At 67.6% G+C, this 26,402-nt stretch carries 23 protein-coding genes; 8 read left to right on the forward strand and 15 right to left on the reverse strand.

Translation table 11 applies throughout. From position 1 onward, the window contains the following. On the reverse strand, nt 1-417 hold a 417-nt coding region (locus NFU08_RS10210; RefSeq protein WP_251422830.1), incomplete at its 3' end, for a hotdog fold thioesterase. Nucleotides 418-770: 353 nt separating this feature from the next. On the opposite strand from NFU08_RS10210, the gene pta reads away from it, so the two are divergent. Then, a complete protein-coding gene (pta, locus tag NFU08_RS10215) occupies nt 771-2,849 on the forward strand; it encodes a phosphate acetyltransferase (protein ID WP_251422834.1) in 2,079 nt (692 codons plus the stop codon). 100 nt (nt 2,850-2,949) lie between these two features. Here pta and NFU08_RS10220 read toward each other — a convergent pair whose 3' ends face one another. After that, on the reverse strand, nt 2,950-3,255 hold the full coding sequence (locus tag NFU08_RS10220) for a hypothetical protein (RefSeq protein ID WP_174177953.1): 306 nt from the start codon (nt 3,253-3,255) through the stop codon (nt 2,950-2,952). A gap of 135 nt (nt 3,256-3,390) precedes the next feature. Between NFU08_RS10220 and NFU08_RS10225 the strand changes: the two genes are divergently transcribed. After that, nucleotides 3,391-4,557: an acetate kinase gene (locus NFU08_RS10225; RefSeq protein ID WP_251422837.1), complete on the forward strand. Its 1,167-nt coding sequence runs from the start codon at nt 3,391-3,393 to the stop codon at nt 4,555-4,557. Nucleotides 4,558-4,625: 68 nt separating this feature from the next. Here the strand turns inward: NFU08_RS10225 and NFU08_RS10230 are convergent, their stop codons facing one another. The 5 genes from NFU08_RS10230 to NFU08_RS10250 form a co-directional block, all read right to left on the reverse strand. Further along, nucleotides 4,626-5,822, reverse strand: coding sequence for an NAD(P)/FAD-dependent oxidoreductase (locus NFU08_RS10230; RefSeq protein WP_251422840.1), 1,197 nt, complete (start codon nt 5,820-5,822; stop codon nt 4,626-4,628). Between the two features lie 5 nt (nt 5,823-5,827). After that, complete coding sequence (locus tag NFU08_RS10235) at nt 5,828-6,034, reverse strand: DUF2945 domain-containing protein (protein ID WP_104184611.1); 207 nt, start codon at nt 6,032-6,034, stop codon at nt 5,828-5,830. 146 nt (nt 6,035-6,180) lie between these two features. Then, nucleotides 6,181-8,781, reverse strand: a complete 2,601-nt coding sequence (locus NFU08_RS10240) for an AMP-binding protein (RefSeq protein ID WP_251422843.1) — start codon at nt 8,779-8,781, stop codon at nt 6,181-6,183. A gap of 82 nt (nt 8,782-8,863) precedes the next feature. Beyond that, nucleotides 8,864-11,275, reverse strand: a complete 2,412-nt coding sequence (locus NFU08_RS10245) for a hypothetical protein (protein ID WP_251422846.1) — start codon at nt 11,273-11,275, stop codon at nt 8,864-8,866. 6 nt (nt 11,276-11,281) lie between these two features. Continuing rightward, nucleotides 11,282-12,031, reverse strand: a complete 750-nt coding sequence (locus NFU08_RS10250; RefSeq protein ID WP_251423157.1) for a peptidoglycan-binding protein — start codon at nt 12,029-12,031, stop codon at nt 11,282-11,284. A gap of 284 nt (nt 12,032-12,315) precedes the next feature. Between NFU08_RS10250 and NFU08_RS10255 the strand changes: the two genes are divergently transcribed. Then, the gene (locus NFU08_RS10255; RefSeq protein WP_174177963.1) at nt 12,316-12,768 is read left to right on the forward strand and encodes an SRPBCC family protein; all 453 of its coding nucleotides are present in this window, start codon (nt 12,316-12,318) and stop codon (nt 12,766-12,768) included. Between the two features lie 89 nt (nt 12,769-12,857). On the opposite strand, the gene NFU08_RS10260 is transcribed toward NFU08_RS10255, so the two are convergent. Further along, nucleotides 12,858-15,089, reverse strand: coding sequence for a S9 family peptidase (locus NFU08_RS10260; RefSeq protein WP_251422848.1), 2,232 nt, complete (start codon nt 15,087-15,089; stop codon nt 12,858-12,860). Between the two features lie 278 nt (nt 15,090-15,367). Here NFU08_RS10260 and NFU08_RS10265 point away from each other — a divergent pair, with 278 nt between their 5' ends. Beyond that, the gene (locus tag NFU08_RS10265; protein WP_104184607.1) at nt 15,368-15,559 is read left to right on the forward strand and encodes a hypothetical protein; all 192 of its coding nucleotides are present in this window, start codon (nt 15,368-15,370) and stop codon (nt 15,557-15,559) included. A 241-nt stretch (nt 15,560-15,800) separates the two neighbouring features. Beyond that, nucleotides 15,801-16,223, forward strand: a complete 423-nt coding sequence (locus NFU08_RS10270; RefSeq protein WP_251422851.1) for an Hsp20/alpha crystallin family protein — start codon at nt 15,801-15,803, stop codon at nt 16,221-16,223. A 165-nt stretch (nt 16,224-16,388) separates the two neighbouring features. Here the strand turns inward: NFU08_RS10270 and NFU08_RS10275 are convergent, their stop codons facing one another. Both NFU08_RS10275 and NFU08_RS10280 read right to left on the reverse strand, forming a co-directional pair. After that, the gene (locus NFU08_RS10275) at nt 16,389-17,315 is read right to left on the reverse strand and encodes an NAD(P)H-hydrate dehydratase (RefSeq protein WP_251422854.1); all 927 of its coding nucleotides are present in this window, start codon (nt 17,313-17,315) and stop codon (nt 16,389-16,391) included. Beyond that, the gene (locus NFU08_RS10280) at nt 17,299-18,075 is read right to left on the reverse strand and encodes a histidine phosphatase family protein (protein WP_174177971.1); all 777 of its coding nucleotides are present in this window, start codon (nt 18,073-18,075) and stop codon (nt 17,299-17,301) included. The genes NFU08_RS10275 and NFU08_RS10280 overlap by 17 nt, the downstream gene beginning before the upstream one ends. A 166-nt stretch (nt 18,076-18,241) precedes the next feature. Between NFU08_RS10280 and NFU08_RS10285 the strand changes: the two genes are divergently transcribed. Both NFU08_RS10285 and NFU08_RS10290 read left to right on the forward strand, forming a co-directional pair. After that, nucleotides 18,242-18,586 (forward strand): PadR family transcriptional regulator, encoded by a 345-nt coding sequence (locus NFU08_RS10285; protein WP_174177973.1) that lies wholly within the window; start codon nt 18,242-18,244, stop codon nt 18,584-18,586. Beyond that, complete coding sequence (locus tag NFU08_RS10290; protein ID WP_251422857.1) at nt 18,587-18,973, forward strand: HAAS signaling domain-containing protein; 387 nt, start codon at nt 18,587-18,589, stop codon at nt 18,971-18,973. 40 nt (nt 18,974-19,013) lie between these two features. On the opposite strand, the gene NFU08_RS10295 is transcribed toward NFU08_RS10290, so the two are convergent. The 4 genes from NFU08_RS10295 to NFU08_RS10310 form a co-directional block, all read right to left on the reverse strand. Next, the gene (locus NFU08_RS10295; RefSeq protein WP_251422860.1) at nt 19,014-20,717 is read right to left on the reverse strand and encodes an alkaline phosphatase; all 1,704 of its coding nucleotides are present in this window, start codon (nt 20,715-20,717) and stop codon (nt 19,014-19,016) included. A gap of 188 nt (nt 20,718-20,905) precedes the next feature. After that, nucleotides 20,906-21,961, reverse strand: coding sequence for an LCP family protein (locus NFU08_RS10300; protein WP_251422863.1), 1,056 nt, complete (start codon nt 21,959-21,961; stop codon nt 20,906-20,908). Between the two features lie 165 nt (nt 21,962-22,126). Next, nucleotides 22,127-23,281: an LCP family protein gene (locus tag NFU08_RS10305; protein ID WP_251422866.1), complete on the reverse strand. Its 1,155-nt coding sequence runs from the start codon at nt 23,279-23,281 to the stop codon at nt 22,127-22,129. 100 nt (nt 23,282-23,381) lie between these two features. Then, a complete protein-coding gene (locus tag NFU08_RS10310; protein WP_251422869.1) occupies nt 23,382-24,020 on the reverse strand; it encodes a low molecular weight phosphatase family protein in 639 nt (212 codons plus the stop codon). 237 nt (nt 24,021-24,257) lie between these two features. On the opposite strand from NFU08_RS10310, the gene NFU08_RS10315 reads away from it, so the two are divergent. Next, nucleotides 24,258-25,526, forward strand: coding sequence for an FAD-dependent oxidoreductase (locus tag NFU08_RS10315; RefSeq protein WP_251422871.1), 1,269 nt, complete (start codon nt 24,258-24,260; stop codon nt 25,524-25,526). A 193-nt stretch (nt 25,527-25,719) separates the two neighbouring features. On the opposite strand, the gene NFU08_RS10320 is transcribed toward NFU08_RS10315, so the two are convergent. Then, complete coding sequence (locus NFU08_RS10320; protein WP_251422874.1) at nt 25,720-26,340, reverse strand: DUF305 domain-containing protein; 621 nt, start codon at nt 26,338-26,340, stop codon at nt 25,720-25,722. Nucleotides 26,341-26,402: the final 62 nt, after the last annotated feature.

The following is a 26,402-nucleotide window of genomic DNA, read 5'->3' on the forward strand; positions in this document are numbered from 1 at the left end:
GGGCTGGCCCGCGGGGGAGGGTGCAGCGTCAGGCTGGGCATCCGTAGCGAAAATCTGGATGTCGTACAGCCCGCTGCGTCCGGCGCTGGAGCGGCGGTCCGCCACCGCGGTCAGCACCTGGCCGCGGAAGGCCGGCTTGAGGAAATTGATGTCGACGCCGGAGGCCACGGTGATGCTGTTTTCCTCGCCGGGTGCCTGGACGGCCGGGTTGCAGGCGAGGGCGAATGCGGTATCACCGAAGGCGAAGATCATTCCGCCGTGGGCCATGCCGAAGCCGTTGAGCATTTCCTGCCGGAGGGTCATCCGGATGGTTGCGTGGCCGTCGCTGATGGCGAGGACTTCAATGCCCATCCACTCGGAGGCATAGTCGTTCTCCAGGATCTGGTGTGTGGGCCCGGAAAGGGTGGTTTCAGCCATGCGTCATTGCCTCCAGCTTTATTTACCGAATGTTCATTAGGTAATCCCATGGAGGGGTCCGGTGTCAAGGGCCGGGCGTCACGGCCGGGCCGTTCCTGCCCACTTGCTCCGGCGGGACTGTGCGCCGGATCCGGGACACGCCGTCGTGCCCGGCGCGCCGGAGGGGGTGCGGAGAAGCAACCGGGCTGGAACATACGACGGCGGCACGCACCGGCCGCCGCCGGCCCGGCGGATGTGCAGTGTCACCGCCGCCGTGCCCATCACCACAGGCCCGGCAGGCTCACACGCTGCCGAAAGCCCGTCACGAAGTGCAAGGATGGAGTAACCGGCACCAGCACAGCAAAGGGCGGACCATGGCCAAAGGCATCTACGTCAGCGCAACCACTCCCGGATCGGGCAAGTCACTCGTGGCCCTGGGCCTGGCGGACACCCTTCACCGGCATGCGGACAGGATCGGCTTCTTCAAGCCCGTGGTCCATGGCCCGGACGCCGCGGCCGATCCGATGGTCGCACTGATGAAATCCCGATTCGCGCTGGAGGACGAGCGCTGCCGCGGCGGCCTCACCCACGAGGAAGTCCGGACCCTGCTGGCCGAGGGAAACCGGGCCGAGATCGACGCCCGCTGCGTGGAAATCTTCGCCGACATCTCGCGGCACTGCGATGTGGTGATCGTGGAGGGAACGGACCTGGTGGGCCAGGACTCCGCCGTCGAATTCGACCTCAACGCCCGCCTGGCCAACAACCTGGCCGCCCCCATCGTGGCGGTGGTGGGAGCCAAGGGGCGGACCGTCGCCGAGGCCGCGGCCGCCGTCGAGGTTGCCCGGAAGGAACTTGCCGCGGAACGGTGCTCCCTGCTGGCCATCATGGTGAACCGGGCGGACCCGGCGGACCTGGATGCGATCGCCGCTGCCGTGAAGCCCGGCGCCTCCAAGCGGCCCGTGTACATCCTGCCCGAACTGGAGGCCATCGCGCGGCCCACCACCGGCGAGGTTGCAGCGGCGCTGGGCGTCCGCCAGATCGCCGGGCGGCCGGACATGGAACGCGACGTCAAGGACATCAAGGTGGCCGCCATGAACGTGGGCAACTTCCTGAACGTGCTGGACGAGGGAGCCCTGGTGATCGTCCCCGGCGACCGAGCGGACGTGATGGTGGCGTGCCTGGCTGCGTCCTTCTCGCCGGAGTTCCCGGTGGCCTCCGCGCTCATCCTCACCGGCGGGCTCGCGCCGGACGCCAACATCTATCCGCTCCTGGCGCAGGCCCCGTTCCCTGTCTTCGCGGCGCGGGAGGACACCTACACCACCGCCCGCCGGGTTTCTGAGGTCCGCAGCGAGATCTGGTCCGGGCATCGCCGCAAGGTGGCGTCCGCCCTGGGCCTCTGGTCCCGCCGGGTGGACGAGGCCGAACTGGTGGAACGCCTGCACCTGCCCCGGGCCGAGCGGATGACGCCGCTGCGCTTCCTGCACGACCTTATAGAGCGCGCCCGCTCGCAGCGCCGGCACGTGGTCCTGCCGGAGGGAACGGACGTGAGGATCCTGCGCGCGGCGGAGATCCTGCACCGGCGCGACGTCTGCGACCTCACCGTGCTCGGCCCCGAATCGGAGGTCCGCGAATTGGCGGCCGCCCGCGGCATCGACCTGTCCGGCATCAACATCGTTGACCCGGCCACCTCGGACCTGCGCCAGAAGTTCGCGGAGAAGTATGCGGAACTGCGGGCGCACAAGGGCGTTGACCTGCCCAAGGCCCTGGAGATCATGCAGGACGTGAGCTACTTCGGCACCATGATGGTCCAGCTCGGCGTGGTGGACGGCATGGTGTCCGGCGCGGCCCACACCACCGCCCACACCATCCGGCCCGCCCTGGAGTTCGTGAAGACGCGCGAGGGCGTGAAGATCGTGTCCTCGGTGTTCCTGATGCTGATGCCGGACCGGGTGCTGGTGTACGGCGACTGCGCCGTGAACCCGGACCCCAACGTGGAGCAGCTGGCGGACATTGCGCTGGCGTCGGCGGAAACCGCGGCGCAGTTCGGCGTGGAGCCGCGGGTGGCCATGCTCTCCTACTCCACCGGCGGTTCCGGCTCGGGTGAAGCGGTGGACGCGGTGCGGCAGGCCACCGAACTGGTCCGCCAGCGCCGCCCGGACCTCGCCGTCGAGGGCCCCATCCAGTACGACGCCGCCGTGGACGCCTCCATCGCGGAGTCCAAAATGCCGGGCTCCTCGGTTGCCGGGCAGGCTACAGTGTTCATCTTCCCGGACCTCAACACCGGCAACAACACCTACAAGGCGGTGCAGCAGAGCTCCGGGGCCGTGGCCGTCGGGCCCGTCCTGCAGGGGCTGCGGAAGCCGGTCAACGACCTCTCCCGCGGCTGCACCGTGGAGGACATCGTGAACACCGTGGCCATCACCGCCATCCAGGCCCAGGCCCCAGCCTCCTAGGCCGGCGTCCCGGGACACAACCCAGCCGGCACAAAGGGCGACGGCGGCACCCTCCGTGGGTGCCGCCGTCGTACTTTGTCTTGAGGTTCTTAGCGCCGCGTCAGCTGTTGTCCGGCTTCGCCAGGCTGGCCGGGTCCTCCTGCTTGGCGGGCTCATCGGACAGGCCCTGCGGGGTGAGGTCCAGGTCCTCGGTGTTCTCCGGGGCTTCGGGTGCCTCGCCGGTTTCCTCAGCTTTGAGGGCGCCCGTGTCGTCCAGGGCAGGGTTGGCGCCTTCCACCACTGTGGGGTCCTTCTTGCCGGAACCGGAAGCGGTGTCCGAATCCGCCTGCGGATTCAAAGGCGCGGTGCTGCTGGATCCCGTGTTGGTGGGGTCGTTCTCGTCGATCGAATTCGGCTCGTTCGTCATGGAAGTGTCCTCTCGGGCGTGGTCCAGCTCGTGTGCCGACTCTAGGCCCCCGCCTCGCCTGTCCGCAAGAAACCTCCACCGCGGCCCGCCTATAGTGGGGTTTGAACCGCAGAAGCAAGGCTCAGGAGGCCCCACATGCTCGTGCTCGTCATCAACTCCGGCTCGTCCTCGCTCAAGTACCAGGTGCGCGACGTCGCCGCCGGGACCGTCCTGACCGAGGGGCTGATCGAGAAGATCGGCATGGGCAACGGTGGTGACGGGGACGGCGAGATCGAGGGCCCGCGGGACCACGCCGAGGCGCTGGAGCAGGTGGATGCCGCCATCCACCAGGAACTCGGCGGCCTGGAGATGGCCGCGGTGGGGCACCGGGTGGTGCACGGCGGGGAGCGCTTCGCGGAGCCCGTGCTGATCGACAACGAAATCACCCGCGCCATCGAGCGCCTGAACCCGTTGGCGCCGCTGCACAACCCCGCCAACGTCCTGGGGATCCGGGCCATCACCAGGAAGTGGCCGGACATGCCCCAGGTTGCCGTGTTCGACACCGCGTTCCACCGCACCCTGCCCGAGCACGCCTGGCGCTACGCCGTCCCGGACGAGCTCTACACCAACCACGGCATCCGCCGCTACGGCTTCCACGGCACCTCGCACGAGTACGTGACCCGCCGCGCCGCCGCGCTCCTGGACCTGCCCGTTGAAGAGTTCGACGGCGTCATCGCCCACCTGGGCAACGGCGCCTCCGTCACGGCCATCCGCGGCGGCAACTCCGTGGACACGTCCATGGGCTTCACGCCGCTCGAGGGCCTGGTGATGGGAACCCGCTCGGGCGACCTGGACCCGTCCATCCTGGTGTTTTTGGGCCGCGCAGGCTGGACCCCGGAGGACCTGGACACCATGCTCAACCGCGAATCCGGGCTGAAGGGCCTGGCCGGCAACAATGACATGCGCTCGGTGGTGGAGGCCTCCGAGTCCGGCGATGCCAAGGCTGCCACGGCGCTCGCCGTCACGTCCTACCGGCTGGCCAAGTACATCGGCGGGTACCACGTGGCCGTGGGCGGGGCGAAGGCCCTCGTGTTCACGGCCGGCATCGGCGAGAACTCCCACCAGTTCCGTGCGCTGGTGGCGGACCGGCTGGGCGCCCTGGGCGTAGAGCTCGACGCCGGCCTGAACGCCGAGCGGTCCAGGGATCCGCGCGTCATTTCCACGGCCGGGTCCGCCATCCCCGTCCTGGTGGTTCCCACCGACGAGGAGCGCGCCATCGCGGAGGCGACGGCCGCCGTCGTATCCTCATCGGTAGCTCCGTAAGTGCCGTTTTCGGCGCCCAAAACGGCATTATTGGAGCACTCGACGGGGTTCCCGGGACGCTCTCTCGCCTACGCCCGGCCCTTGAGGATCAGGTTCCAGTAGACCTGGGGGAAGATGTCCCGGTCCACCACCCAGGACAGCTTGCTCTCGTTCCAGGTGGGCACCCGGGGAATGGTGGGCATGGGCCGGTAGCGGTCGTCGAACTCGGCGAACACCACCGTGTCCCGCGACACCGTGAACGGGCATACGGAGTAGCCGTTGTACTTTGCGCGCAGCGGCTTCCCTTTCCTGGCGGCGACCAGGTTCTTGGCCAGCACCTTGGTCTGCTTCCGGAGGGCGCCGCCGGATTTTGAGTTGGTGGTCCCGGCCGCGTCCCCCAGGGACCATACGTTCGGGAACCGGATGTGGCGGAGCGTCTGGCGGTCCACCTCCACGAACCCGCCAGTGTCCCCGGCAGCAGGCAGGTCCGTGGCCTTGAGCCAGTCCGGTGCCGACTGCGGCGGAACGGCGTTCAGTACGTCGTAGTGGATGGTGTCGTCTACGCCGGTGGAGATGTCCCGGATGACGGCGTTCCGGCCGGCCGGGTCCACCGAAACCAGTTCGCTATTGGTCCGCAGTTCAATGCCGTACTCCGCGATCTTGCGGTCCAGTTCCCGGTCAATCTCGGGCACCCCGAAGACTGTGGGGTAGGGCTGGACCATGACCACGCGGATCTGGTCCAGCACACCCTGTTCCCGCCAGTAGTCGCAGGCAAGGTACATGGGCTTTTGGCTGGCGCCGCCGCATTTGATGGGACCGGCGGGCATGGTGAAGACGGCGGTTCCGGACGTGAGGCCGCTCAGCAGGGTCCAGGCTTTTGGTGCCAGCTCGAACTCGTAATGCGACGCCCCGTGCAGTGAATGCACGGCCTCGGCAAGGCCCGGCACCTCGTCCCAGTCGTACTGCAGGCCCGGGCACACCACCAGCTGCCCGTAGGACACGGTCGAGCCCGAGGCCAGGCTGACGGTATTGGTGTCCGTGTCCACCCCCACGGCGCCGTCCCGGATCCAGGTGACGCCCTGGGGCATCACCGATTCCTGGGAGCGGACGGCCTCCTGGGCCTGGGCGCGCCCGCCGGCAATGTGGGAGAACAGCGGCTGGTAAAGGTGGTGGTCCTTGGGCTCGATGACGGCCACGTCCTTGACCCCGTAGCGTTCCAGGCGGGCTGCCAGGGAAACGCCTGCGTTGCCCCCGCCGATGATCACCACTTCATGCTGCGTGGCCACGGGCGCTACTTCTTTTCGGTCAGGGCAGAAGCCTTGTGCGCGGCCCGGGCTCCGGTCTTGGCGGATTCCACCACGTACTGCGGCTCGTCCTCGCTGGCACGGTGCGTGTGTCCGTCCAGCTCAAAGTCGCTGGTCTTCTTCTCGACGATCTTTCCGTGGGTCATGCCCTGCGACGTGTTCCATTCAACGGACGTTCCCTTGCGTAGCGGCATGCCTGCTCCTTTGGTGGGGTCCGGGACGTGGCGGTCTCCGGTTGGAATACGGGTGCTCCACAATAGTAAGCACGGTTAGCTTCTCCGGGTACTGCCGCGGCCTGAAGGTGGGGTGACGACGGCGGGAGGCGACCGCCGTCGTCACCTCACCGCCGTGCCAGGTAGCGGGTTGCTGCCCCGGCCGCCCTGTTGCACAGGGCCCAGTAGGCCACTCCCGCGGCCAGTGAGCCGGCTACCGCCAGCGGCACGCTGATGCCGGTCAGCAGGGGGTAGACCAGCCAGTGGACAAGGTAGATGTGCATGGAGGCGCTGGCCAGCAGGACTACCAGCCGGCTCAGGGCGCGCGGCACCGGGAGGGTGGGCAGCCAGGCGAGCATGAGGATTCCGGCCATCACGGTGAGGTCCCGGTAGGGGTTCTCGAAGAAGCCCGGGACGGTGAGGAGCGTCAGGGCGGTGACGGTGCAGCGCTGGGCGAGGGTGCGGGAGCGGGCCACCACCCACCCCAGGGCGAACAGCCAGAAGGCAGGGACGGTGTGGGGCACGCCGGGCTCCACCAGCTCAAAGCGGGTGAGAAGTCCGCCGCCGAACAGGACCAGCGGAAAGATGAACGGGAACAGGCGTTCGGCGCGGTGGAGCCAGGGGAGGGCGAGCAGGGCCGTCATCGCCAGCAGGATGTAGACCATCACCTCGATGAACCAGAAGTGCCACTGCGTGGTCACCTGCTCGGGGCCGAGGACGGCGTTCAGGAGCACGATGTTCACCAGGCCGTACCGGTCCGTGGCCAGGTAGGCGAAGGCAATGAACACCATGCTGGGCACCGCGATCCGGGCCACACTGGTCAGCTGGCGGCGCAGGCGGGGCAGCCCCTCGCCGGAGAGCTGGAAGCGGGCGAAATTGAATCCCGCCGCCGCGAACAGCACGTGCGCCATGCCCTGCCAGCTGAAGAGGCCGATGTGGGTGCTGGCAATCAGGAAAATCCCGACGGCGCGGAGGACGAGGCTGGTGTCCATCGGGGCCAGGAGGCGGGCGGTCCACGGGCGTACCGGCTTCTCACCTTGGCGCCCGTCCGCAGGCATGTCCGGGTGCCCGTTCCTATTCCTGTCCGGCCGCGGTTTGAGGTTCCGGACCGGCGTCACGTGCCAGTCCGGCGGCAGGTGCCCCAGCACCTGCTCGAGCCGGACTGAGGCGGCCACGAAGGACAGGGAGTCGCCGCCGAGCGAAACGAACGTGTCGTCGTCGGAAATGTCCGTCAGTTCCAGCGTGTCCTCGAAGATCCGCCTGACCGTGTCCGGCTGCGTGGTGCTGCCGGGCCGGGCTGCGGCGCCGGATGCGTCCCCCGCGGACTCAGCGGCTGCGGCCGGACGGGAGGGGTGTGCCGGCGGCAGGGCAGCCACGGCCGGATAGTCCACTTTGCCCGTCCCTAGGCGGGGGAGCTCCTCCACGGCATGGAGGTCGACGGCGGCCCGCGGCAGTCCCAGCCCCTGGGCCAGGACCTTGGTGAGCAGGTGGGTGTCGTGGTCCCCTTCGACGGCGACGACGAGCCGCTGGTCCGTCCCGGCGCTCGCCGCTACCACGCCGAGATCCGCCAGGAGGCGTTCCACCTGGCCCAGGTCCACCCGCAGCCCAACGATCTTGACGAACCGGCTGCGGCGCCCGCACACCTCGTAGAGGCCGGCGCTGTTCTTCCGGGCGAGGTCGCCGGTGCGCAGTTCGGTGACAGTGCGGCCCAGCGCAAGGTCGCCAGGGCTCTCTGCATAGCCCAGCATCACGTTCGGGCCGCTGTACACGAGTTCGCCGTCGGCAAGTCCCGGGACGGGCTCGATCCGGAAGGTTCCGCCGGGAACGGGAACACCGATTGCGCCGGGATGGTCGGTTGCCAGGTCCGGCGGCAGGTAGGCCATGCGTGCGGTGGCCTCCGTCTGGCCGTACATGACGAACAGGTCCCAGCCCCGCTCCCGGCCCAGTTCGGCATAGTGCCGCACCGAGTCCGGCGCAAGCCGGCCGCCCGCCTGGGTGACATAGCGCAGGGCGGGCAGGTCCATGTCCGCGAAGCCCACGCGCTCCAGCAGTTCGAAGGTGTAGGGAACAGCGGCGAAGGCGGTGGCGCCCTCCCGCCGGAACAGCTCCCAGAAGCACGGATCCACCACGGACAGCCCGGTCAGGACCAGGCCTGCGCCGCGCAGGAGGTGGCTGTTGATGACGGAGAGCCCGTAGCAGTAGGACATGGGCAGCGTGGTGGCGGCGCGGTCGTCCCGGGTGATCTGCAGGTAGGTTGCAATGGATTCGGCGTTGGCCTGGAGGTTGGCGTGGGAAAGCCTCACCAGTTTGGGGGAGCCCGTGGACCCGGAGGTGCTGAGGAGCAGGGCGAGGTCCGGATGCAGGGTGTGCCGGGTGCCGGGCCGGCGTTCGTCCAGGACGCACTGCCCGTCGGCCGAGCGCACCACCACGTCGGGATCGTACGCGGCCACCAGGGACTCGAGGGCCGCCGGCTTGTCCTCCGGGAGCAGGATCAGCGGGTGGCCGGAGGCGAGGGCTGCCAGGTAGGCAACAACGGATTCGACGTCGTTGGAGGCAGCGAGCGCGATCAGGCGTCGTTCGGTGCCGAGCCTTCGGGCGAAGCTGTCCACCCGGTCGGCAAGGTCCCCGTAGGTGAGGGTCAGTCCGTCGGTGATGATGGCAGGCCTGTTTCCGTAGCTCGAAAGATCGGCAGCGAAAGGTACCCGCGCGAAATCAAGCTGCGTGGTCATCCGACGATGGTATTAGCTAAGCCTCACCTAAGTAAAAACCACTGTTATAGACCATCCGGTGGAGAAATAATAGGTTACCGTCCTAGCCTGCGTCCGTTGTGGGGAGCGGTTCCGCGGCTGGAGCAGTGGGATCCGTGACCGCTGTCGGCTGTGCGGTCTGAACCGGAGTGGACGACGGCGCCGGGCTGGCTCCGCCGGTCGGGGCCGCGGTTGCTGCTCCGGATCCTGCATGAGCCGGAGCCGGAGCAGGAGCAGGTGGCTCGGTGGCGGGGGCCGCCGAAGCCGGGTCCGCCGGTGCGGTGGCCGAGGTTGGGCTGGGCGAGGCCGTCCGGCTGGCGGGCTGACCTGCCGAGGCGCCGGGATCTGCCCTGATGATGGCTACGATTTGTTCCTTGTAGGATGCGAGCGCGGCCTGGATCTCCGAAAGCGGGACGTTGTGGATGTTCCTGCCGTACGCGGCAATTTCTTCCCACATGGCTGTCAGTCGGGCCATGCTGTCCCCTTCAAGCGGACCGTCGAGGGTGAGCACGAGCTGGCTGGCCAGCGCATAGGTAAGGCAGTCCAGGCAGTTGTAGTTTGCGGCAGCTGACAGGTTCTCGGGGACGATGACGTCCGCCTGCCCCACAACAAGAACCACCTGGAAACCGACCGCCACCGCCGCGCAGCCTGTACAGCTGGCCAAGGCGTATGCCTCGTTACGTGCGTCCACCGGTTCGCCGTCCTCAGCCCATACCAGCGCGAATGCCACGCTGTAGGTGACTGAGCCGTCGCTGGTATTGATGGCAAGGGCCTGGTTGCCGTCCGGCTCCGGGGCGGCGGGCCGATCGAACGGGAATACCCAGGACGGCGCGGCGGAAGCGTCCGCGGCCGTGGATGCGGCAGGCCCGGTACCGGACGGGCCTGCAACGGGAACAAGCACCATGCTCAGTTGGGGATTCTCGCGCGTGGGCGTCGGGGTGCCCGCAGGCCAGAGGGCCACTGTGCGTCCGCCGCGCCCTTCTTTCAAGGCGGTATCGCCGGCCGGGAGGATCGATGTGGTCGCATCCGCGAGGGTGCCGCGTTCGTAGGGCTGGACGGGCCGGTAGGTTGCGCCGTCTGGCCACCATGCCCAGACGAGGCCGGCAAGAAGGGCACCCACCACTGTCACTGCAGCGGTACGTTGCACAGCGTTGCCGCGGGTCTTCTGCCAGAGCGCGGTGAGCAGCTGGCGAACCAGGCGCAGCAGGATGTACAGCATGCCCAGCATGGGCAGTGCCACGGCAACAATGGCGAGGAAGCGTACCGCGGCCCCGGCCAGGTCTCCGGCCGAAAGGCTTTCTGCCAGCAGGCCCTGCTGCCGGGCGGCGCTGCTCCATGCGGTGGCCAGCAGCCGTGGCAGCGAAATCACCATCATGGCCAGGCTGAACAGCAGCAGGGGCACGGTGACCAGGACCCAAAGCGTCACAACGGCGCGCGCCCATGGTTTGAGGACCTTATTTTCAGGCCGCCCCCAGCGCCATGGAAGCATGCCCAGCAGGACGGGTTTGATGCGCTGGAAAAGGTCGGGCACGCCGGTGGCGTCCGCCAGGATGTGGTAGCCGTCGAACCTGACCAGGGGCAGCAGCTGCCGGACCATTTGCAGGATCTGCGTCACCACAACCAGCAGCAGTGCGTCGAAGCCGGTGGCCCACCAGAGTCCCATGATTGCCACGGCAACGATGGCGTTGAAGTAGAGGCCGCCGAGGTCCGTCCGGAGCCGGCCGCCGCGGCCCAGCCTGTAGGAGTCGGTCACATCTGTGAAGAATGCCGGCCAGACCAGGTAGAGGCCCGCGCCCATCGAGCCGGGGATGGCGCCTCCTTTCCGTGCTGCGGCGGCGTGACCGAATTCGTGGAAGCCTGCAGACAGGATGGTGATGGCGAAGATCAGCAGGAGCAGGAGGGGGTTTTCGAAAGCTTCGTGGGTGGCTGATCCGAGTCCCTTCACCATCAGCACCCACCAGCACGCCGCCAGGAAGGCCACAGTAACCGCCGCGACGATCAGGGGGTTGAAAAGTGCGGCGAACGGGGCCGTGAGTTTGCCCGTCCGCACCGGATCCGTCACCGTGTAGCGGAAGCGCATGCCCAGCAGCGGATCTGCCTTCCTGACTTCGGGCTGGGACCCGTCGGCCAGCCGGAGCAGGCCAAGCGGCAGCAGTTGCGAATCAATCAGGGTGCGCACGTTGTCAGTGCTGATGAGCCTGCCGGAGCCGGCGCTGGCATGCTCCGCAATCTCGGATAGGCTGCGGGTACCGTTCACGGCTTCCAGCACAAAATAGAGCAGCGGTGTCAGCTGGAGGGTTTGTCCGTCGGCGCGGCGGACCAGGGAAGGCGGCTCCCGGTAGCCTGACCCTTCTGACTCGCCGATCAGTTGGACGCCGTCGGCCAGGCGAGGAACCCGCAGGTGGGGCTCAGTCTCCAGGGCAGAGGACGACGGCGGGCCCGCCTGGGGGCGCGGCCCGCCGCTGGTTTGGGTCATCTGTGCTTACTGTTCGAGGTTGGACTGCTGGTCGGCAGAGGCGTTGGCCTGGCCCTCAATGTGCTGGCTGATGATGGCATCCTGCTCGGCCACGGCGTAGGCCTGGCTGTCGATGGAACCGATGTTCGCGGCCACAGCCGCGTCGATCGGGGCCGCGACGTTCGCATTGGCGGCCACGGCACCGTTGATCGGCGCCGCGATGTCCGCGTCCGCAGCAAGGTCCACGTTGACGTTGAGCAGGTCGCCGTCCAGAGCCGCTGCGGGATCCACAGGCACCGCGCCGACATCGGGCAGGGATCCATCGGGCAGGGTTCCGTCGGGAAGCGTGCCGTCGGTCAGGGTGCCGTCCGGAAGCGTGCCATCGGGGAGGAGGGCGCCGCCGTCGGCCGTTCCTGCGGTGGTTCCCGCAACCGGTGTTCCGCCGTCCACCGTGTCATTGCCCTGGTCGATGGTGCTGTCCTGGGTGGACTCGGCATTCGCATCCGCCACGATGCCCTGCTCAATCACGACGCCCTGATCGGCCAGTGCCTGGGCATCCGAGCCGTAGGAAAGAATGTTGGCGGAGGCTGCGGCGTCAATCGGTGCTGCGACGTTGGCGTTCGCTGCCACAGCAAGGTCGATGGGCGCTGCCGCGTCGATGCCCAGGTCCAGGTCGGCATTCAAGTCCAGGACAGAGGCGACTTCCTTGTCCGGCAGGGCCGTTGCCTGCTCTGACATCAGTTCGTCGTCGGTCAGGGGACGCATTTCCTGTTCCATGCTCACGCAAAACCTCCACATGCGGCGCTGGTTGTCCTGCCCCCAGCGGGCAGCCAGCCAGACAATAGTAAGCCTGATTAGCATTTATGGGTACCGGGGGCATCATGAGCGTTACCGCTGGTCAGGCCTGTGGGACCGCACGCGCGCGGCTTCATTCGCAGGCGTTGCCGGACCTTCCGGCAGGGCATTGACACCGGCCTGCCGAAGGTCCACTCTGGCGCTGTGCCTGCCTATCGTGCCGGCAGAGCCGAGCCGGCATCAGGTGCCCTGTGAAGGAGGCTCCCATGCCTGTTGTAGAAGAAAGTGTTGTTGTTGCCCGGCCGCCGCAGGAGGTTTTTGACTTCGTGTCGAAGTTCCAGAACGTCGCGGTCTTCGATTCCTCCGTCACGTCCTCGGAACAGGTGGGGGACGGCCCCCTGGGCGTCGGCACCCGCGGGCGCGGCACCAGCAAAGTGATGGGCAGGCAGTTCGACTGGACCGTCGAGGTCACCGAGTTCGATCCGCCCCGGCGCATGGTGTCCCGTTCCGTCGAGGGCAAGCTGGACTTCACCATCACCTTCACCCTTGAACCGGCCGACGGCGGCACCCGCCTTACCCAGCGGATCGACGCCGCCACCGGACTGGGCGGCGTGTTCGGCAAGCTGGCCGACCCGCTCGTTGAACGGGCCCAGGGCCGCACGGTCCGCGCCAACCTCGAAACCCTGGCGGAGTGGCTGGCAGCGCACCCGGAGGCCTGAGCTGCCTGGTTTCCCATCGATTGCTCCGAAAACGCCGTTCTGGGGGCCCTCAACGGCAGTATCGGAGCAATCGATGGCGTACGCCCGGCCTACTTCAGGCCGGCCCCCGGCAGCAGCTCCGTGGCCCCGAGGGAATCGGCGATGAACGCGTAGTCCCAGGCCCGCTCGCGCCACTGTACGTACCGGCCGGAGGCGCCCCCGTGTCCGCCGTCCATCTCGATCTTCATGACGATCGGCTCGGTACCGGTGGTCTTGTTCCGCAGCTCCTGCACCCACTTGGCCGGCTCAACGTAGAGGACCCGGGTGTCGTTGAAGGATGTGACGGCGGCAATCTTGGGGTAGGCGGCCGGGCGCACGTTCTCGTAGGGGGAGTAGGACTTCATGTACTCGTAGACACCGGGGTCCGTGATGGGGTTGCCCCACTCCTCCCACTCCAGGGCGGACAGCGGCAGCTCCGGATCCAGGATGCTGGTCAGCGGGTCCACGAACGGCACCTGGGCCACGATGGCGGCGTACTTCTCGGGTGCCATGTTCGCCACGGCACCCATCAGCAGGCCTCCGGCCGAACCGCCCAGGGCGGCGATCCGTGACGGGTCCACCCAGCCCGAGGCCGCCAGCCAGTCGGTGGCGTCCACGAAGTCGGTGAACGTGTTTTTCTTGGTGAGCTTCTTGCCGTTCTCGTACCAGTGCCGGCCAAGCTCCCCGCCGCCGCGGATGTGGGCGATCACGAACACCACGCCGCGGTCCAGCAGCGAGAGCCGCGCAATGCCGAAGCCCGGGTCCATGCTCATCTCGTAGGAGCCGTAGCCGTACACCAGGCCCGCCGCCGTCGAATCCTGTTTCACGGCCTTGTGCCGCAGCACTGACAGCGGGATCCGGGTGCCGTCGGCGGCGGTGGCCCATTCGCGGGTGGCCACGTAGTCGTTGCCGTCATAGCCGCCCAGGACCGGGCTTTCCTTCCGCAGGAGCAGTTCGCCTGCCGGCATCTCAGGGGTGGGCAGGACAAAGTCATAGATGCGCGACGGCGTGAAGTAGGACGTGTAACCCAGCCGGATCACGGGTGCCTCGTAATCGGAGCCGCCCACTCCCGCGGTGTACAGCTCTTCATCGAAAGCGGGCTCAACCGGGGCCTCCTGCGCCGGAGTACCCAGCCCGTCCAGCCCGATGACCTGCACCCGTTCAATGGTGTCCTTGCGGATGGACACGATGAGGTGCGTGGAGGTGACGCCGGCCCCGTTGACGCGGACGTCGTCCGAATGCCCGACGACGGTGACCCAGTCCTGCCCGGACAGCGGCCTGGCGAGCTCGGCCGGGTCCGCCAGGGACACCATGGAGTTGATCGCGCCGCGGTTGTGCGTGAGCAAGATGCGTTCGCTGGCGTTGCCGTCCGGGCCGGTGAGGAGGAACGGCTCCGCCTCGTAGAGCACCCGCTCGTTGCGGGAGATGACGGTGGTCAGTTCCTGGGCGGGGTCGTCAAAACGGAGCAGGCGCGTCTCGCTGTACTCCGAGCATCCGATGCCCAGCACCAGGTACCGGCGGTCGGAGGACAGCTCGAAGCCCAGCCACATGGCGGCGTCATCCTCCTGGTAGATGACGACGTCCTCGGCCACGGGCGTTCCCAGGGTGTGCGCCTTCACCTGGTAGGGGCGCCAGGAGTCGTCCACCACGGTGTAGAAAATCCGGGTGCCGTCCGGCGAGAAGGCGACGCCATAGAAGATGTTCTCGATGACGTCAGGCAGCAGTTCTCCGGTGCCGAGGTCCTTGATGCGGAGGGTGAAACGTTCATCCCCCGAGTTGTCCACCGCATAGGCGTAGAGGTTGCCGTCGACCGTTACGGCCGAACCTCCCACCGAGAAGAACGGCTTGCCCTCCGCCTCCACGTTGCCGTCAAGCAGGACTTCCTCGCCGGGGATTTCGACGCCCGGCTGGACAGCGGGCGGTGTCCAGTCGGCAACCTTGTCATCGGTGTCCGCGGCCCGGACCCGGCACTGGATGCCGTACTCCTTGCCCTCGGCCGAACGGCTGAAATACCACCAGCCGTCCTTCCGGTGCGGCACGGAAAGGTCCGTTTCCTGGGTGCGGCCCTTGATCTCCTGGAAAATGGCCTCCCGCAGCGGCTCCTGGTGGGCGGTGACTGCTTCCTGGTAGGCATTCTCGGCCTTCAGGTGCTCCACAACCTCGGCGGATTCCTTGTCCCGCAGCCACTCGTAGTTGTCCACGAAGGTGTCGCCGTGGTGGAGGCGTTCGGATGGAATTTTCTTGGCTGCCGGCGGGGTGGGGACGGCGGTGGCGGAGGAGTCCTGCAGCGGAGTCTGGGTCATGCCTTCAATATATAGAGCCGCCCCGACAATATTGCCGCCGTTCGCTACCGGGGGATAACACCGCCACACCCCTCTCCTCCCACCCCGGACGCTCTCTCACTTGACGCCGGTTTTCCCCGGACGCTCTCTCACTTGATGCTCGTTTTCCCCCTACGCTCTCTCACTTGACGCCGGTTTTCCCCGGACGCTCCATCACCCGAGGCCGCTGGTCGGCTTGAGGTGGCAGGCGTATCCTGTTCACGCCAAGGCACATCCGCCCAGCGTGAGAGGGGAAGTTTATGACCATCCCGCCAGTGCACGAGCCCGAGCCGTTCCCGCCGGAACCGGGCCCCACCCAGCCGGATCCGGCACACCCCGGGCATCCCGGCCCGCCGGCCCCCAATCCCTTCCCTGCACCCGAGCCGCCAGGGCCGCTGCCCGTACCGGACCCCGGTCCCGCACCACTGCGGCCGGACCCCACCCGGGACTGAGCCGGCGCCGGCGAACACCGCCACATCCCAACCCAGGAGCAGCCGGAAAAGGGGCCTTCCGCACCATGCGGAAGGCCCCTTTTTCCGCATTCCGACGCGGATTCCGGCACCCAAAAAAGTCCGAAAAATCTTTGGCGTGACGCTTGCGGACCTGCCTCGCCAGTGATAAAAAATCTATATCAGCCAATACAGATCGGCTGATACCAAAAGTGTTGGACCGTCTCTTACGAGGAGGGAAGCCATGTTGATGCGAACCGATCCGTTCCGCGAGCTGGACAGGCTGGCCCAGCAGGTCCTCGGCACCGCAGCGCGTCCGGCAGCCATGCCGATGGACGCATGGCGTGAGGATCAGGAATTTGTAGTCGCCTTTGATCTGCCCGGCGTCGATGTGGATTCAGTGGATCTGGATGTGGAACGGAATGTCCTCACGGTCAAGGCCGAGCGGCCTGATCCTGCGGGCAAGGACACCGAGCTGATCGCCGCCGAGCGGCCGCGCGGCGTGTTCAGCCGCCAGCTGATCCTCGGGGACACCCTGGATGCTGAAAATGTGAAGGCTACATACGACGCCGGTGTCCTGACACTGCGGATTCCTGTCACCGAAAAGGCCAAGCCGCGGAAGATCGAAATTGAGACGAAGGGGGCAAAGCAGGAAATCGCCGCCTAGTTTCAACACAGGATCGGGACGTCGGGCACTGATTGTGTACTGCCTCTTCAGGGCGGATGGCCATTCTGAGCACGCCACAGCGCTTACAGCGCATCGGCAGGTTGCGCCTGAACTTCCCGATACGGTGGCCCCCGGTTTCGGCCGGGGGTCGTCCCATGCCAGGACTCAGGTGTTGAGCTCCAGCATCAGGGCGGGCAGTTCGTCGGCCAGTTCGCGGGCCAGGAATCCCAGGGGGCCGAGCCTGCTGGCCAGCCGGTCCGCGGCGGCCGCGTGGAGGTGTGTTCCCCAGCAGGCGGCCTGCGGTCCCGTGGTTCCCCGGGCGCGGAGGCCGGCGATGGCCCCAGCCAGGACGTCGCCACTGCCGGATGTGCCCAGCCCGCCGTAACCGGTGGTGATCTTCCACAGCTCCGACTCCTCCGGGGCGTCCGGGCCGGACGGGCGGGCAATGAGCCCCTGGCAGCTCACCACGGCCTGGTACCTGTCGGCGATTTCCGCAACATCCGCCGGCAGGTCTTTCAGGTCCCGCTCCAGCAGGATCTCCGCCTCCTTGGGATTGGGCGTCAGGATCAGCCGGCCCTTCCACGGGTCACACCGGTCCTGAACGTTCACCAAAGCACCCAAAGCGAAGGCATCGAGAACGACGGCGGGCCCTCCGCCGTCGTTCTTGTCCCCGGCGGCGGCCTCCCGCTCCAGGAGGGCCCGGAGCAGGTCCTCGGCGAGGTCCGGATCGTCCAGGCCCGGGCCGACCAGGATGGCGTCAGCGCTGTCAAGGTACGACGAAATCAGGTCCAGTCCCTCACCCGTGACGGACCCGCTGGCGGTTTCGGGCAGCCCCATGGCCCCGCACTCAGGCAGCGCCACGCCCACGTGGACGGCCGCGGATTCCGCCACGGCCAGGGTGAGCTTCCCGGCACCGGCACGCAGTGCGGCCGCGCCGGCGAGCAGCGCCGCCCCCGGCGTTGCCCGCGCGCCGCCGATCACCAGGACCGAGCCGCGCGAATACTTGTCCTCTCCGGGCGCCGGCAGCGGCCATACGCGCAGCAGCGAGGGCGTGACGAGGGTTGGCTGGGCGGTATCACTGTGGGTGGACACTGGAATCCCCTGCGTGTTCGGTGACGGTGACGCCGTGTTCGGTCAGGTGGTCCGCAACGTTGAAGCTCTCCAGCGTCCAGGGGCCCTCGCCTGCAGGCCGCACAAATCGGGTGATGGAGGCATTCAGTACCGAGGTGCTGGCCGCCAGGTCCAGGAGTTCCTTCTCCGTCATTCCCTCCAGCACGTAGCGGAACAGCATGATCAGGGCGTCGTGGCAGACCAGCATCACCCGGTGCCCGCTGCCGAGGTTGTTCAGTTCGTCCAGGACGGAGCGCAGCCGGAGCGCCACGTCCGCCCAGGATTCACCGCCCGGCGGCCGGTAGTACATCTTCCCCAGCCACTCGCGGCGTTCGGCCTCCTCCGGGTACCGCTTCTCCACGCCGAGCCGGGTCAGCCTGTCCAGGATGCCCAGTTCGCGGTCCCGCAGCCGCTCATCCAGCTGGACCTTCACCGGCCAGCCCGCAGCCTCCACTGCGATTTCGGCCGTCTGGAAGGCCCGCGCGTAGGGGGAGGAGACCACGGCGTCCGGCCGGAATTCCTCGGCGATGCGGGCCAGCGCCGCGCCGAGTGCCTTGGCCTGTTCCTGGCCGGTGCCCGAGAGGTTCACGTCTGCGTCCCGGGCAGGCACAGCAATGACTTCCGCCCCTGCCATCCGGGCATCGGTGGCGGCCACGTTGCCTTCGCTTTCGCCGTGGCGGATCAGCAGAAGCTCCACCGCCCCGGCTTCCTGCACAGCCTCTGTCAGTCCGTCGTCCTTCACAAAGAATCACCCCGTCCGCGTGCCCTGCCGAATGCAGGAACACTACCAGCGGCGTACCCACGGCGCCGGGAAAATAACGGACGACGGCGGCCGGCCGGGCAGTGCGGGGTCACTCCCGGCACCGCATTGGGTTGTGTAACAACCTAGTGTGTGACACTATCTAGCCATGACCCCCGACAAGCGATGGCCCAGTGACTGGGTGCGGGCTGTGCTCCCCACCTGCATCTTGCAGGCCGTCGCCGGGAGCGAGGCCTACGGATACCAGATCATCCAGGCGCTGAAGGCTGCCGGGTTTGACGGGCTCAGCGGCGGGACGCTCTACCCGGCGCTGAACCGGCTGGAGACGGACGGTTTTGTCAGCTCCGAATGGCGTCAGGGGGACGCTGGCCCGGGAAAGAAGTTTTACTCCCTGACCCCTAAAGGCCGGCAGCGGCTTGAGGAGTCGGCCCGGGACTGGAATCGGTTTTCTGCGCTCATCAAGGACCTGCTAGAGGAAAAGAAGGCACACTAAATGTCGTCACAGGAATACCTGAAGGCCCTGGCTTATGAACTGCGCCAGCGGAAACTCAACGAAGACATGGTCAGCAGCACGCTGCAGGAGGTCAGCAGCCACTTGGCCGAGAGCGGCGAAAGCGGCGAAGCAGCCTTCGGGCAGCCAAAAGACTACGCGGCTTCATTCCCCGCAGGCACAACCACCTCGAGGGGCGCGCGGGTGGGAAACCTTGCCGGGCTGGTTGTGATCGCGACGCTCGCTGCGTACCTGGTGCTGCGGGGGACGCTCGACGTCAGCTTCGGCATCTCCGGCACGCTCGCGTATTTTAGTGCGGTGGTGGCTGTCACGGCTGCCCTGATCGTGGCCGGCCAGCGGATGGATCGGCACCTCCCGGACCCGCGGTAACGCCGGGCCTGCCATGGCAGTTGCATCACACCGCACCGCCCTACCGCTGCGGCGTCAGCACCTTCGATAACACCGTGGCGCCGTTGGCGTTCCGCAGGCTCACCGTGAAGGTGTCGGAATCCAGCTCGACGTGCCCGAAGAACTGGTTCTCGCCGTCGCGCGGTGACTCCCCGGCGAATTTGCCCGCCTTGGAGAACACCACCTCGGGCCCGAACGTGCCGTCCATGGCGTTCGGGCCGAACGACCCCGCGGCGATGGGGCCGGCCACGAACTCCCAAAACGGATCGAAGTCGGTGAACGCGGCACGCTCCGGGGAGTAGTGGTGCGCGGCGCAGTAGTGCACGTCGGCGGTCAGCCACACCACGTTCTTCACCCGGTTCCGCTTGAACGCGCTCAGCACCCCGGCGATCTCCAGCTCGCGGCCCAAAGGAGCGCCGGGATCTCGGTTGGCCAGGCTCTCCTGGTTCACGGCGCCGTCGGGCACGATAATCCCCAGCGGCAGGTCCGCGGCGATCACCTTCCAGGTCGCCTTCGACTTCGAGACCTCCCGGATCAGCCAGTCCACCTGCTCCTGGCCCAGGATGGACGTTGCGTAGGCTTCCTTGCCGTCCGTGTTGGGGGACTTGAAGGTGCGCATGTCCAGGCAGAAGATGTCCAGCTGCGGGCCGCGGCTGATTTTCCGGTAAATGCGGGCAGGCTGGTACTGGCCGGCGTCGTCGAACGTACCCGGCCGCCAGAGCGCTGCGGAATCGGCGATGGGCATGTTCTCCTGCCATGCCTGGCGGCCGCGGGCGGCAAGGGTGTTGACGTCGCGGATGGTATAGCGGGGATCGTCCAGGATCTCGCCGGGGTACCAGTTGTTGGTGGTCTCGTGGTCGTCCCAGTTGGCGATCACCGGGACGTCGGCGAACATGGCGCGCATATTGGCATCCATGGAGTTGTACCGGTGCCGGCCGCGGAACTCGGTGAGGGTTTCAGCTACTTTGGACACCTCCTCGGTGACCAGGTTCCGCCATACCTGCCCGTCCTTCTCCACCACGGTTTCGGCCAGCGGCCCGTCCGCGTACACGGTGTCGCCGGAGTGGATAAAGAAGTCCGGCCGGGTCTGGTGCATGGCCCGGTAGCCGCGCATGCCGCCGATCTCCTCGTTGATGCCCCAGCCCTGGCCGGCAGTGTCGCCGGTCCACACAAAGCTTTGGGCGGACGACGACGGCACCCCGCCTCCGTTTCCTGTCCCGCCGGTGCGGCCCCGGCCGTTGTACGTCCCGGCGTCCGGAGCCGTGCGGAAGGTGCCGCGCACGCTCTCACCGGCCGCGCCGCCGTCGTCCTCGAAACTGATGTCCAGCGCGAAGCGGGTGTTGGACGGCAGGTTGCCGGCGTGGATCTTGGCGGTGAAGTCGCACGCCTGGGTGGCCCGGGGCCCCCTCATGACGCGCTCGAAGGCGCCCCGGCCGCGCAGTACCTCGCCGCCGTCGTCAACGGCCCGCAGGACAGCCGTCATCCGCCCTGGCCCCGACGCCCGCGACCACAGCACTGCCGAGTCCGACGTAACATCTCCGGTGGCAATGCCGCTGGGCAGCGTGAGCCGGTTCCGCACCAGCGCGATGCCGGCGGGATTCTGGCGCGGGACGGCCTGGGCGGTGCCGGCGTGGGCGGACGCGGGCACGGCAGCCAGGGCGGCGGCGAGGACGGATCCCTTGACGATGGTGCGGCGTGGCACGGCGGCCGGTGAAATCGGAGTCATGCCCCCACGCTGCCGCCGCCGGGCGCACGGACTCTGGCCCTCGGGTGAACGCGGGGTGCCGGGTGCCTGAACAGCCGGGAACACCCCTCCGGCAGGAACGGCCTTGGGCCGCCCGCGCGGTGCTGCCCAGCACCGTGCGGGGCCGGGCCGTTCATCGGGCGGGCGGCACTGCCCTTGCCCAACATCCCCTACGGAACGGCGAATTCGCCGATCCGGCCCTCCCGCAGTGCTGCCCCCACGGCATTGATGGCGCCGTAATCGGGAAACAGCACGGACTGGCCGGCCACGAACCCGGCTCCGGCCGTGGGCAGGGTCATGGTGCCGATGGCGTTGACGTCCAGGTTCCGCAGGCTGTAGGCCAGGATGGCGGCCTGGACCGGGTCGAAGCCCTTGTCCACGGTGAGGCAGCAGGAAGCGAAGCCCACCAAGCTGCGGACGGCGTTGACATCGTTGAGGACGCCGCCCGCGGTCAGCCGGGACAGGATGGCCTTGAGCAGGATCTGCTGGTTGCGGACCCGCTGGAAGTCGCCGTCTGAGAAGGCGTACCGCTCGCGGGAAAACTCGAGCGCCGCCTGGCCGTCCAGGTGGTTGACTCCGGGGCCGAAGACGTGCCCGGTGTCGTGCGTGGACTGGAAGGGAATGGGGACGTTGACGTCGATGCCGCCCAGCCCGTCCACGAGGACCTTGAGGCCGCCAAAGTCCAGCATCAGGGTGTGGTCGATGGTGATTCCGAGCAGTTGCTGCACCGTCTGTGTGGTCATGTCGATGCCGCCGTACTGCAGCCCGGCGTTGATCTTCGCCCCGCCGAAGCCCGGGATGTCCACCCAGGTATCCCGGTTGATGGACACGATGTACAGGGTCCTGCGGTCGGCCGGGACGTGGACGAGCATCAGGGTATCCGAACGGTGGTCCATCGCTTCGCCGGTCGCCGCCGTGTGTGCCGCCGCGTCCTTTGCAACGCCGCGCATGTCACTGCCGATCACCAGCACATTCATGGGCACGGCCGGCAGGTCCGGGATGGGTTCCGGAGGCGGCGGGGGAGCAGGGGCAGGCGGAGGTGCCTCAGAAGGGGTTTCCGAGGGGGACGGTGTCTCGGATGGCGACGGCGACGGCGACTCGCTCTGCGTCGCCGCGGGCTGGGTCTCGGGGGCGGGACGGTTGAGGCTGATGACGGCGACGACGGCCACAGCCACCAGCGCAAGCGCCAGCAGCGCCGCGATCCACCGCCGGCGGCCGTGTGCCACCCAGCTGCCGCCGTGCGGGCCGGGCCCGGGTGGATCGGTTGGGCCGTTGCCTCCGGGCCCGGATGAACCGGGCCCGGACGAACCAGGACCAGAGGGACCGGATGAATCAGGACCGCCAGGCATGCTCACGATGTCTCACCTCATTGTGGGTAGGTGGGATCAGTGTCAGCCCGCGAGGCCCCTGCTGGCTACAAACTTGTCCAAACTGTCATCTGCCAGGGCCCTTGAGAGCCCCGCAATGGCGTTGCGGTCCGGGATCACGATGGACTGGCCGTCTGCCGACGTTCCCGTTCCGAGCGTTGGGAGGGTGAACATCTCCATGTCGTCGGAGCGGACGTTCCGGAGCTCCAGCCCCAGCCGCGCCAGCGTACCGGCGTTGAGGCCGCTGTCCGCGCTGACAAAGGGTGCCATGGCGCTGATGACGTTGTGGATCTTCACGGGGTTGAGGAGCGTGTCCCGGCTGAGGTTCTTCGCCAGCAGCGCCTGCAGGAAGGCCTGCTGGTTGCGCACCCGCTGGTAGTCGCCGTCGGCATAGGCATACCGTTCGCGGACGAAGTCCAGGGCTCCCTTGCCGTCCAGGACCGTGGGCCCCTTGGCGTACTTCTTGCTGCTGTGCGGCGAGACGAACGGCTGGGTGACGTTCACTTCCACCCCGCCCAGGGCGTCGGTCATGCCCACGAACCCTTCGAAGTCGATCATGGCCACATGGTCGATCCGCTGGTTGAACAGGGATTCCACCGTCTGCACCATCAGCGGGACGCCGCCGTAGGCGAGGGCTGCGTTGATCTTCGCCTGGCCGTGGCCCGGAATGTCGACCCACGTGTCCCGCATCAGGGAGACGGTGAAGATCTTGGACCTGTCCGCGGGGACGTGCACCAGCATCAGGGTGTCGGCGCGCTGGTTGGAGTTGCCGCCGGACAGGGCCTCTTCCGTGGTGGCGCCGCGGCTGTCGCTGCCCATTACCAGGATGTTCAGCATGCCGTCAGCCACGGCGTTTTGGGAGCCCTCCGCTGTTCCGGCGCCGGGCTGGCTTCCGCCCGGCCCGGCGGCATCACCGGGTGCCGGCTCTCCCGCGGCAGCGCCCGCCTGCTGGCGCTGGGGCCGGAGGGATTCCGCCGGCCAGGGAGAGTCGATGGTGGTGATCTCGGACTCGTAGATCTGTCCCAGGCTGTACAGGTAGGCCCCGAGGGAGGCAGGAACGATGATTGCCACGGCAAGGAGTACCAGCAGGATGGTCCGCAACGGGCGGCGCCTGCGGCGTTTGGCCGGCTCGGGTGCGTCTGTTGGCTGGGTGCTTGGATCGTGCAGCTGGATGCCCATTTGGGAAAATTAGCACCGGCAAAAATCCATTACATCGGGGGAATCCGCAGAAAAACCGCAGAGATAACCACAGGTTGAAACGACGACGGCGGAGGCCGGCTCAGGCGGGAACGTTCAGGCGTGCGTGGCGGAGGATGGAGACGATGGCCGGAGCCAGCTCGTCCTCCATCTGCCGGTAAACCTCGGGCGAGCGCCGGTACGGGTCGATGATGTCGTTGTCCCCTGCATTCGGCGGCAGGGACAAATGCCGGACCCCCGCTGCCCTCGCTGCCAGGCTCTTCCAGAAGGCGGTGTTGGCAGCCAGCCGGTCGCCGTCGTCGGCCGTTCCTGAAGGAGGCGCGCCCCCGCCCGATGCTGCCGCGCGCTGGTCCAGGACGTCGAGCATGCGGGCGAATTCGCGGATGGTGAAGGTGCGCTTGAGGAGCGAGGCGTCCAGCTGGAGCACTTCGCCGCGGTGCCCGGTGGTCATGGTGAGCACCAGGTCCACGCCGCGCAGGATCGCCGGGGTCAGCTGGCGGGCCGCGAAGTTGTCCGGGTCCCCGCCGAAGGTGCGCACGATGTCCGCGGAGAGGGGCTGCATGGGCTCGCCCACCATGGCGCGCGTCCCCGCGCTGGTGACCACGAAACCGCCCGGCACCGCCTGGTTGAGGCCTGCCTGCAGCAGCCGCTCGGCCACCGGAGAGCGGCAGATGTTGCCGGTGCAGACGGTGAGGATTCGTACTGGTGCGGATGTGTCCAAGGGGATTTTCTCTTTCCAGCCGGTGCGCGGACCGTCCGGCCCGCACGTTTCAACTTAACACGCAACACCCGCACGCTCTCTCACTTGATGCAGCTTTTCGCCCGACGCTCTCTCACTTGACGCAGCTTTTGGCCGCACGCTCTCTCACCTGACCCAGCGGCACCGCCACGCATCACTACCAATCCGGCGGCACTGCGCCCACCATGGATGCAGGAACCGATGCGGAGGAGGGGCACGATGAGTCCACAGGACCAGCCGGAACGCGACTGCGTGATCGCCGGCGGCGGTCCGGCCGGCATGGTGCTCGGATACCTGCTCGCGGGCGCCGGCCTGAAAGTCACGGTGCTGGAGAAGCACGCGGACTTCCTGCGCGACTTCCGTGGCGACACCGTGCATCCGTCCACCGTGACCCTGCTCGGCGAGCTCGGGCTGCGGGAGAAATTCCTGCAGCTGCCCCTCACCCGGCTGCCCACCCTGGATGCCGTTGTGGAAGGGCAGCGCATCACCATGGCCGACTTCCGCACCCTCCGGGCCCCCGACAACTTCCTGGTCCTGGCCCCGCAGTGGGACTTCCTGAACTTCCTGGCCCGCGAGGCGGCAGCTTTCCCCACCTTCGAGCTGCTCATGAACACGGAGGCCGGCGGACTGATCATGGAGCAGGACCAGGTGCGTGGCGTGCGGGTTGAAACGCCCGACGGCGGACGCGAGATCCGTGCGACGCTGACCGTGGCCGCGGACGGGCGGGCGTCCGTGCTGCGCTCGGCGGCGGGGCTGGTACCGGATGAGTTCGGCGTGCCCATCGACGTGCTGTGGTTCAACCTTCCCAAACCGCCCTCGCCGCCGCCAGTGACCCTCGGGTATATCTCCTCCCGCGGGATGGTCCTCACCCTTGACCGGGGCGACAGGTACCAGTCGGGCATGGCCATCCAGAAAGGCGGACTCGATGAGCTCCGGGCTGCAGGTCTGGGCGCACTCCGTGAACGGCTCACTCGCGCGGCTCCTGTGCTGCAGCCGGTGGTTGGCACCCTGCAGGACTGGGAGCAGGTCAAACTCCTCTCCGTCCAGATCAACCGGCTCCGGCGCTGGTACCGGCCGGGCTTCATGGCTATCGGCGATGCCGCCCACGCAATGTCCCCGGTGTTCGGCGTCGGCGTGAACTTCGCCATCCAGGACGCCGTGGCGCTGTTCAACGCCATTTCGGGGGACCTGGCTGCCGGAACGGCCCCGGTGGAGAAGCTCGCGGCTGTGCAGCGGCGCCGCGAGATGCCGGTGAAAGTCATGCAGCTGATCCAGCGCAACGGGCACAAGGCCATCTCCAGGGCAGCCACGGGCCGCCGCTTCGCGCCGCGCTGGGTGGTCGCGGTAATCCGTATCGCCTCACCGCTGCTGCGCCGCTTCACCGCACGGTTTATAGGCGTCGGAATCCGCCCCGAGCATGTGAAACCGGCGGCGGCTGGATCCAGGCGATCCAGGCGCCGCCAGCCGGGCGGACGCTCTCGCACTTAACGCAGTCCCCGGACAGACGCTCTCTCACTTGACGCAGTCCCCGGACGGACGCTCTCTCACTTAACGCAGTCCCCGGACGGACGCTCTCTCATGCTCGTGAGGTAGGTGATAGAGCGTTGACCGATTTGGTGCGTTAGGTGATAGAGCGTTGGCCGATTTGGGGCATTAAGTGAGAGAGCGTCGTGGGGGAGGGTTAGAGCCCGGCGAGCATTTCCTTCATCTCCGCGATCTCGGCTTCCTGGGATGTGGCGATGTCGCGGGCCAGCTGGATGCTTTCGGGGTGCTTGCCTGCGGCGATTTCCTGCTGAGCCATGTCGATCGCGCCTTCATGGTGTCCGATCATGTGCTCCAGGAAGAGCCGGACGGCGTCCGTTCCCTGGGCGTCCTTGAGCTTCTCCATGCCCTCAGAATCAACCATGCCGGTCATGCCGTGCCCGGAGTGGTCCGACATCATGGTGGGCACGTTCCAGTCCTTGAGCCACCCGGTCATGGTGTCGATCTCCGGCGCCTGCGCGTCCTTGATCTTGGTGGCCAGGGCGGTGACGTCCGCGGGCATGTCCGGTTTGGCCAGGATCATGTCGCTCATCTCCACGGCCTGTGCGTGGTGCGGGATCATCATCTGGGAAAAGGCGATGTCCGCAGGGTTATGGCCGGCACTGGCATCGGGCATCATGGTGGACGCGGGGCCGGAGCTGCCGTGGTTCATGGGCATGGTGCTTCCGCCGGAGCTTCCGGAGTCTGCGGCGCACGCGGCCAGGCCGAGTGAGGCTGCCAGCGCAGCGGCGACGGACAGGGCTTTGATTTTGCTGTTCATTGTGTGTTGGTCCTTCAGGAACGTAGGTGAACTGGGCCTGTGGAGGCGTTGGTGGGGCCACG

The sequence above is a fragment of the Pseudarthrobacter sp. NCCP-2145 genome (assembly GCF_023708005.1).
GTDB lineage: Bacteria > Actinomycetota > Actinomycetes > Actinomycetales > Micrococcaceae > Arthrobacter > Arthrobacter oxydans.

Coding starts and splice junctions, on each gene's coding strand:
- NFU08_RS10235 (WP_104184611.1), bottom strand. CDS start 6,034: ATGCCGCTACGCAAGGGAACGTCCGTTGAATGGAACACGTCGCAGGGC.
- NFU08_RS10320 (WP_251422874.1), bottom strand. CDS start 26,340: ATGAACAGCAAAATCAAAGCCCTGTCCGTCGCCGCTGCGCTGGCAGCC.
- NFU08_RS10270 (WP_251422851.1), top strand. CDS start 15,801: ATGTTGATGCGAACCGATCCGTTCCGCGAGCTGGACAGGCTGGCCCAG.
- NFU08_RS10245 (WP_251422846.1), bottom strand. CDS start 11,275: ATGACCCAAACCAGCGGCGGGCCGCGCCCCCAGGCGGGCCCGCCGTCG.
- NFU08_RS10250 (WP_251423157.1), bottom strand. CDS start 12,031: ATGGAACAGGAAATGCGTCCCCTGACCGACGACGAACTGATGTCAGAG.
- NFU08_RS10225 (WP_251422837.1), top strand. CDS start 3,391: ATGCTCGTGCTCGTCATCAACTCCGGCTCGTCCTCGCTCAAGTACCAG.
- NFU08_RS10240 (WP_251422843.1), bottom strand. CDS start 8,781: ATGACCACGCAGCTTGATTTCGCGCGGGTACCTTTCGCTGCCGATCTT.
- NFU08_RS10315 (WP_251422871.1), top strand. CDS start 24,258: ATGAGTCCACAGGACCAGCCGGAACGCGACTGCGTGATCGCCGGCGGC.
- NFU08_RS10260 (WP_251422848.1), bottom strand. CDS start 15,089: ATGACCCAGACTCCGCTGCAGGACTCCTCCGCCACCGCCGTCCCCACC.
- NFU08_RS10305 (WP_251422866.1), bottom strand. CDS start 23,281: ATGGGCATCCAGCTGCACGATCCAAGCACCCAGCCAACAGACGCACCC.
- pta (WP_251422834.1), top strand. CDS start 771: ATGGCCAAAGGCATCTACGTCAGCGCAACCACTCCCGGATCGGGCAAG.
- NFU08_RS10265 (WP_104184607.1), top strand. CDS start 15,368: ATGACCATCCCGCCAGTGCACGAGCCCGAGCCGTTCCCGCCGGAACCG.
- NFU08_RS10255 (WP_174177963.1), top strand. CDS start 12,316: ATGCCTGTTGTAGAAGAAAGTGTTGTTGTTGCCCGGCCGCCGCAGGAG.
- NFU08_RS10295 (WP_251422860.1), bottom strand. CDS start 20,717: ATGACTCCGATTTCACCGGCCGCCGTGCCACGCCGCACCATCGTCAAG.
- NFU08_RS10285 (WP_174177973.1), top strand. CDS start 18,242: ATGACCCCCGACAAGCGATGGCCCAGTGACTGGGTGCGGGCTGTGCTC.
- NFU08_RS10220 (WP_174177953.1), bottom strand. CDS start 3,255: ATGACGAACGAGCCGAATTCGATCGACGAGAACGACCCCACCAACACG.
- NFU08_RS10290 (WP_251422857.1), top strand. CDS start 18,587: ATGTCGTCACAGGAATACCTGAAGGCCCTGGCTTATGAACTGCGCCAG.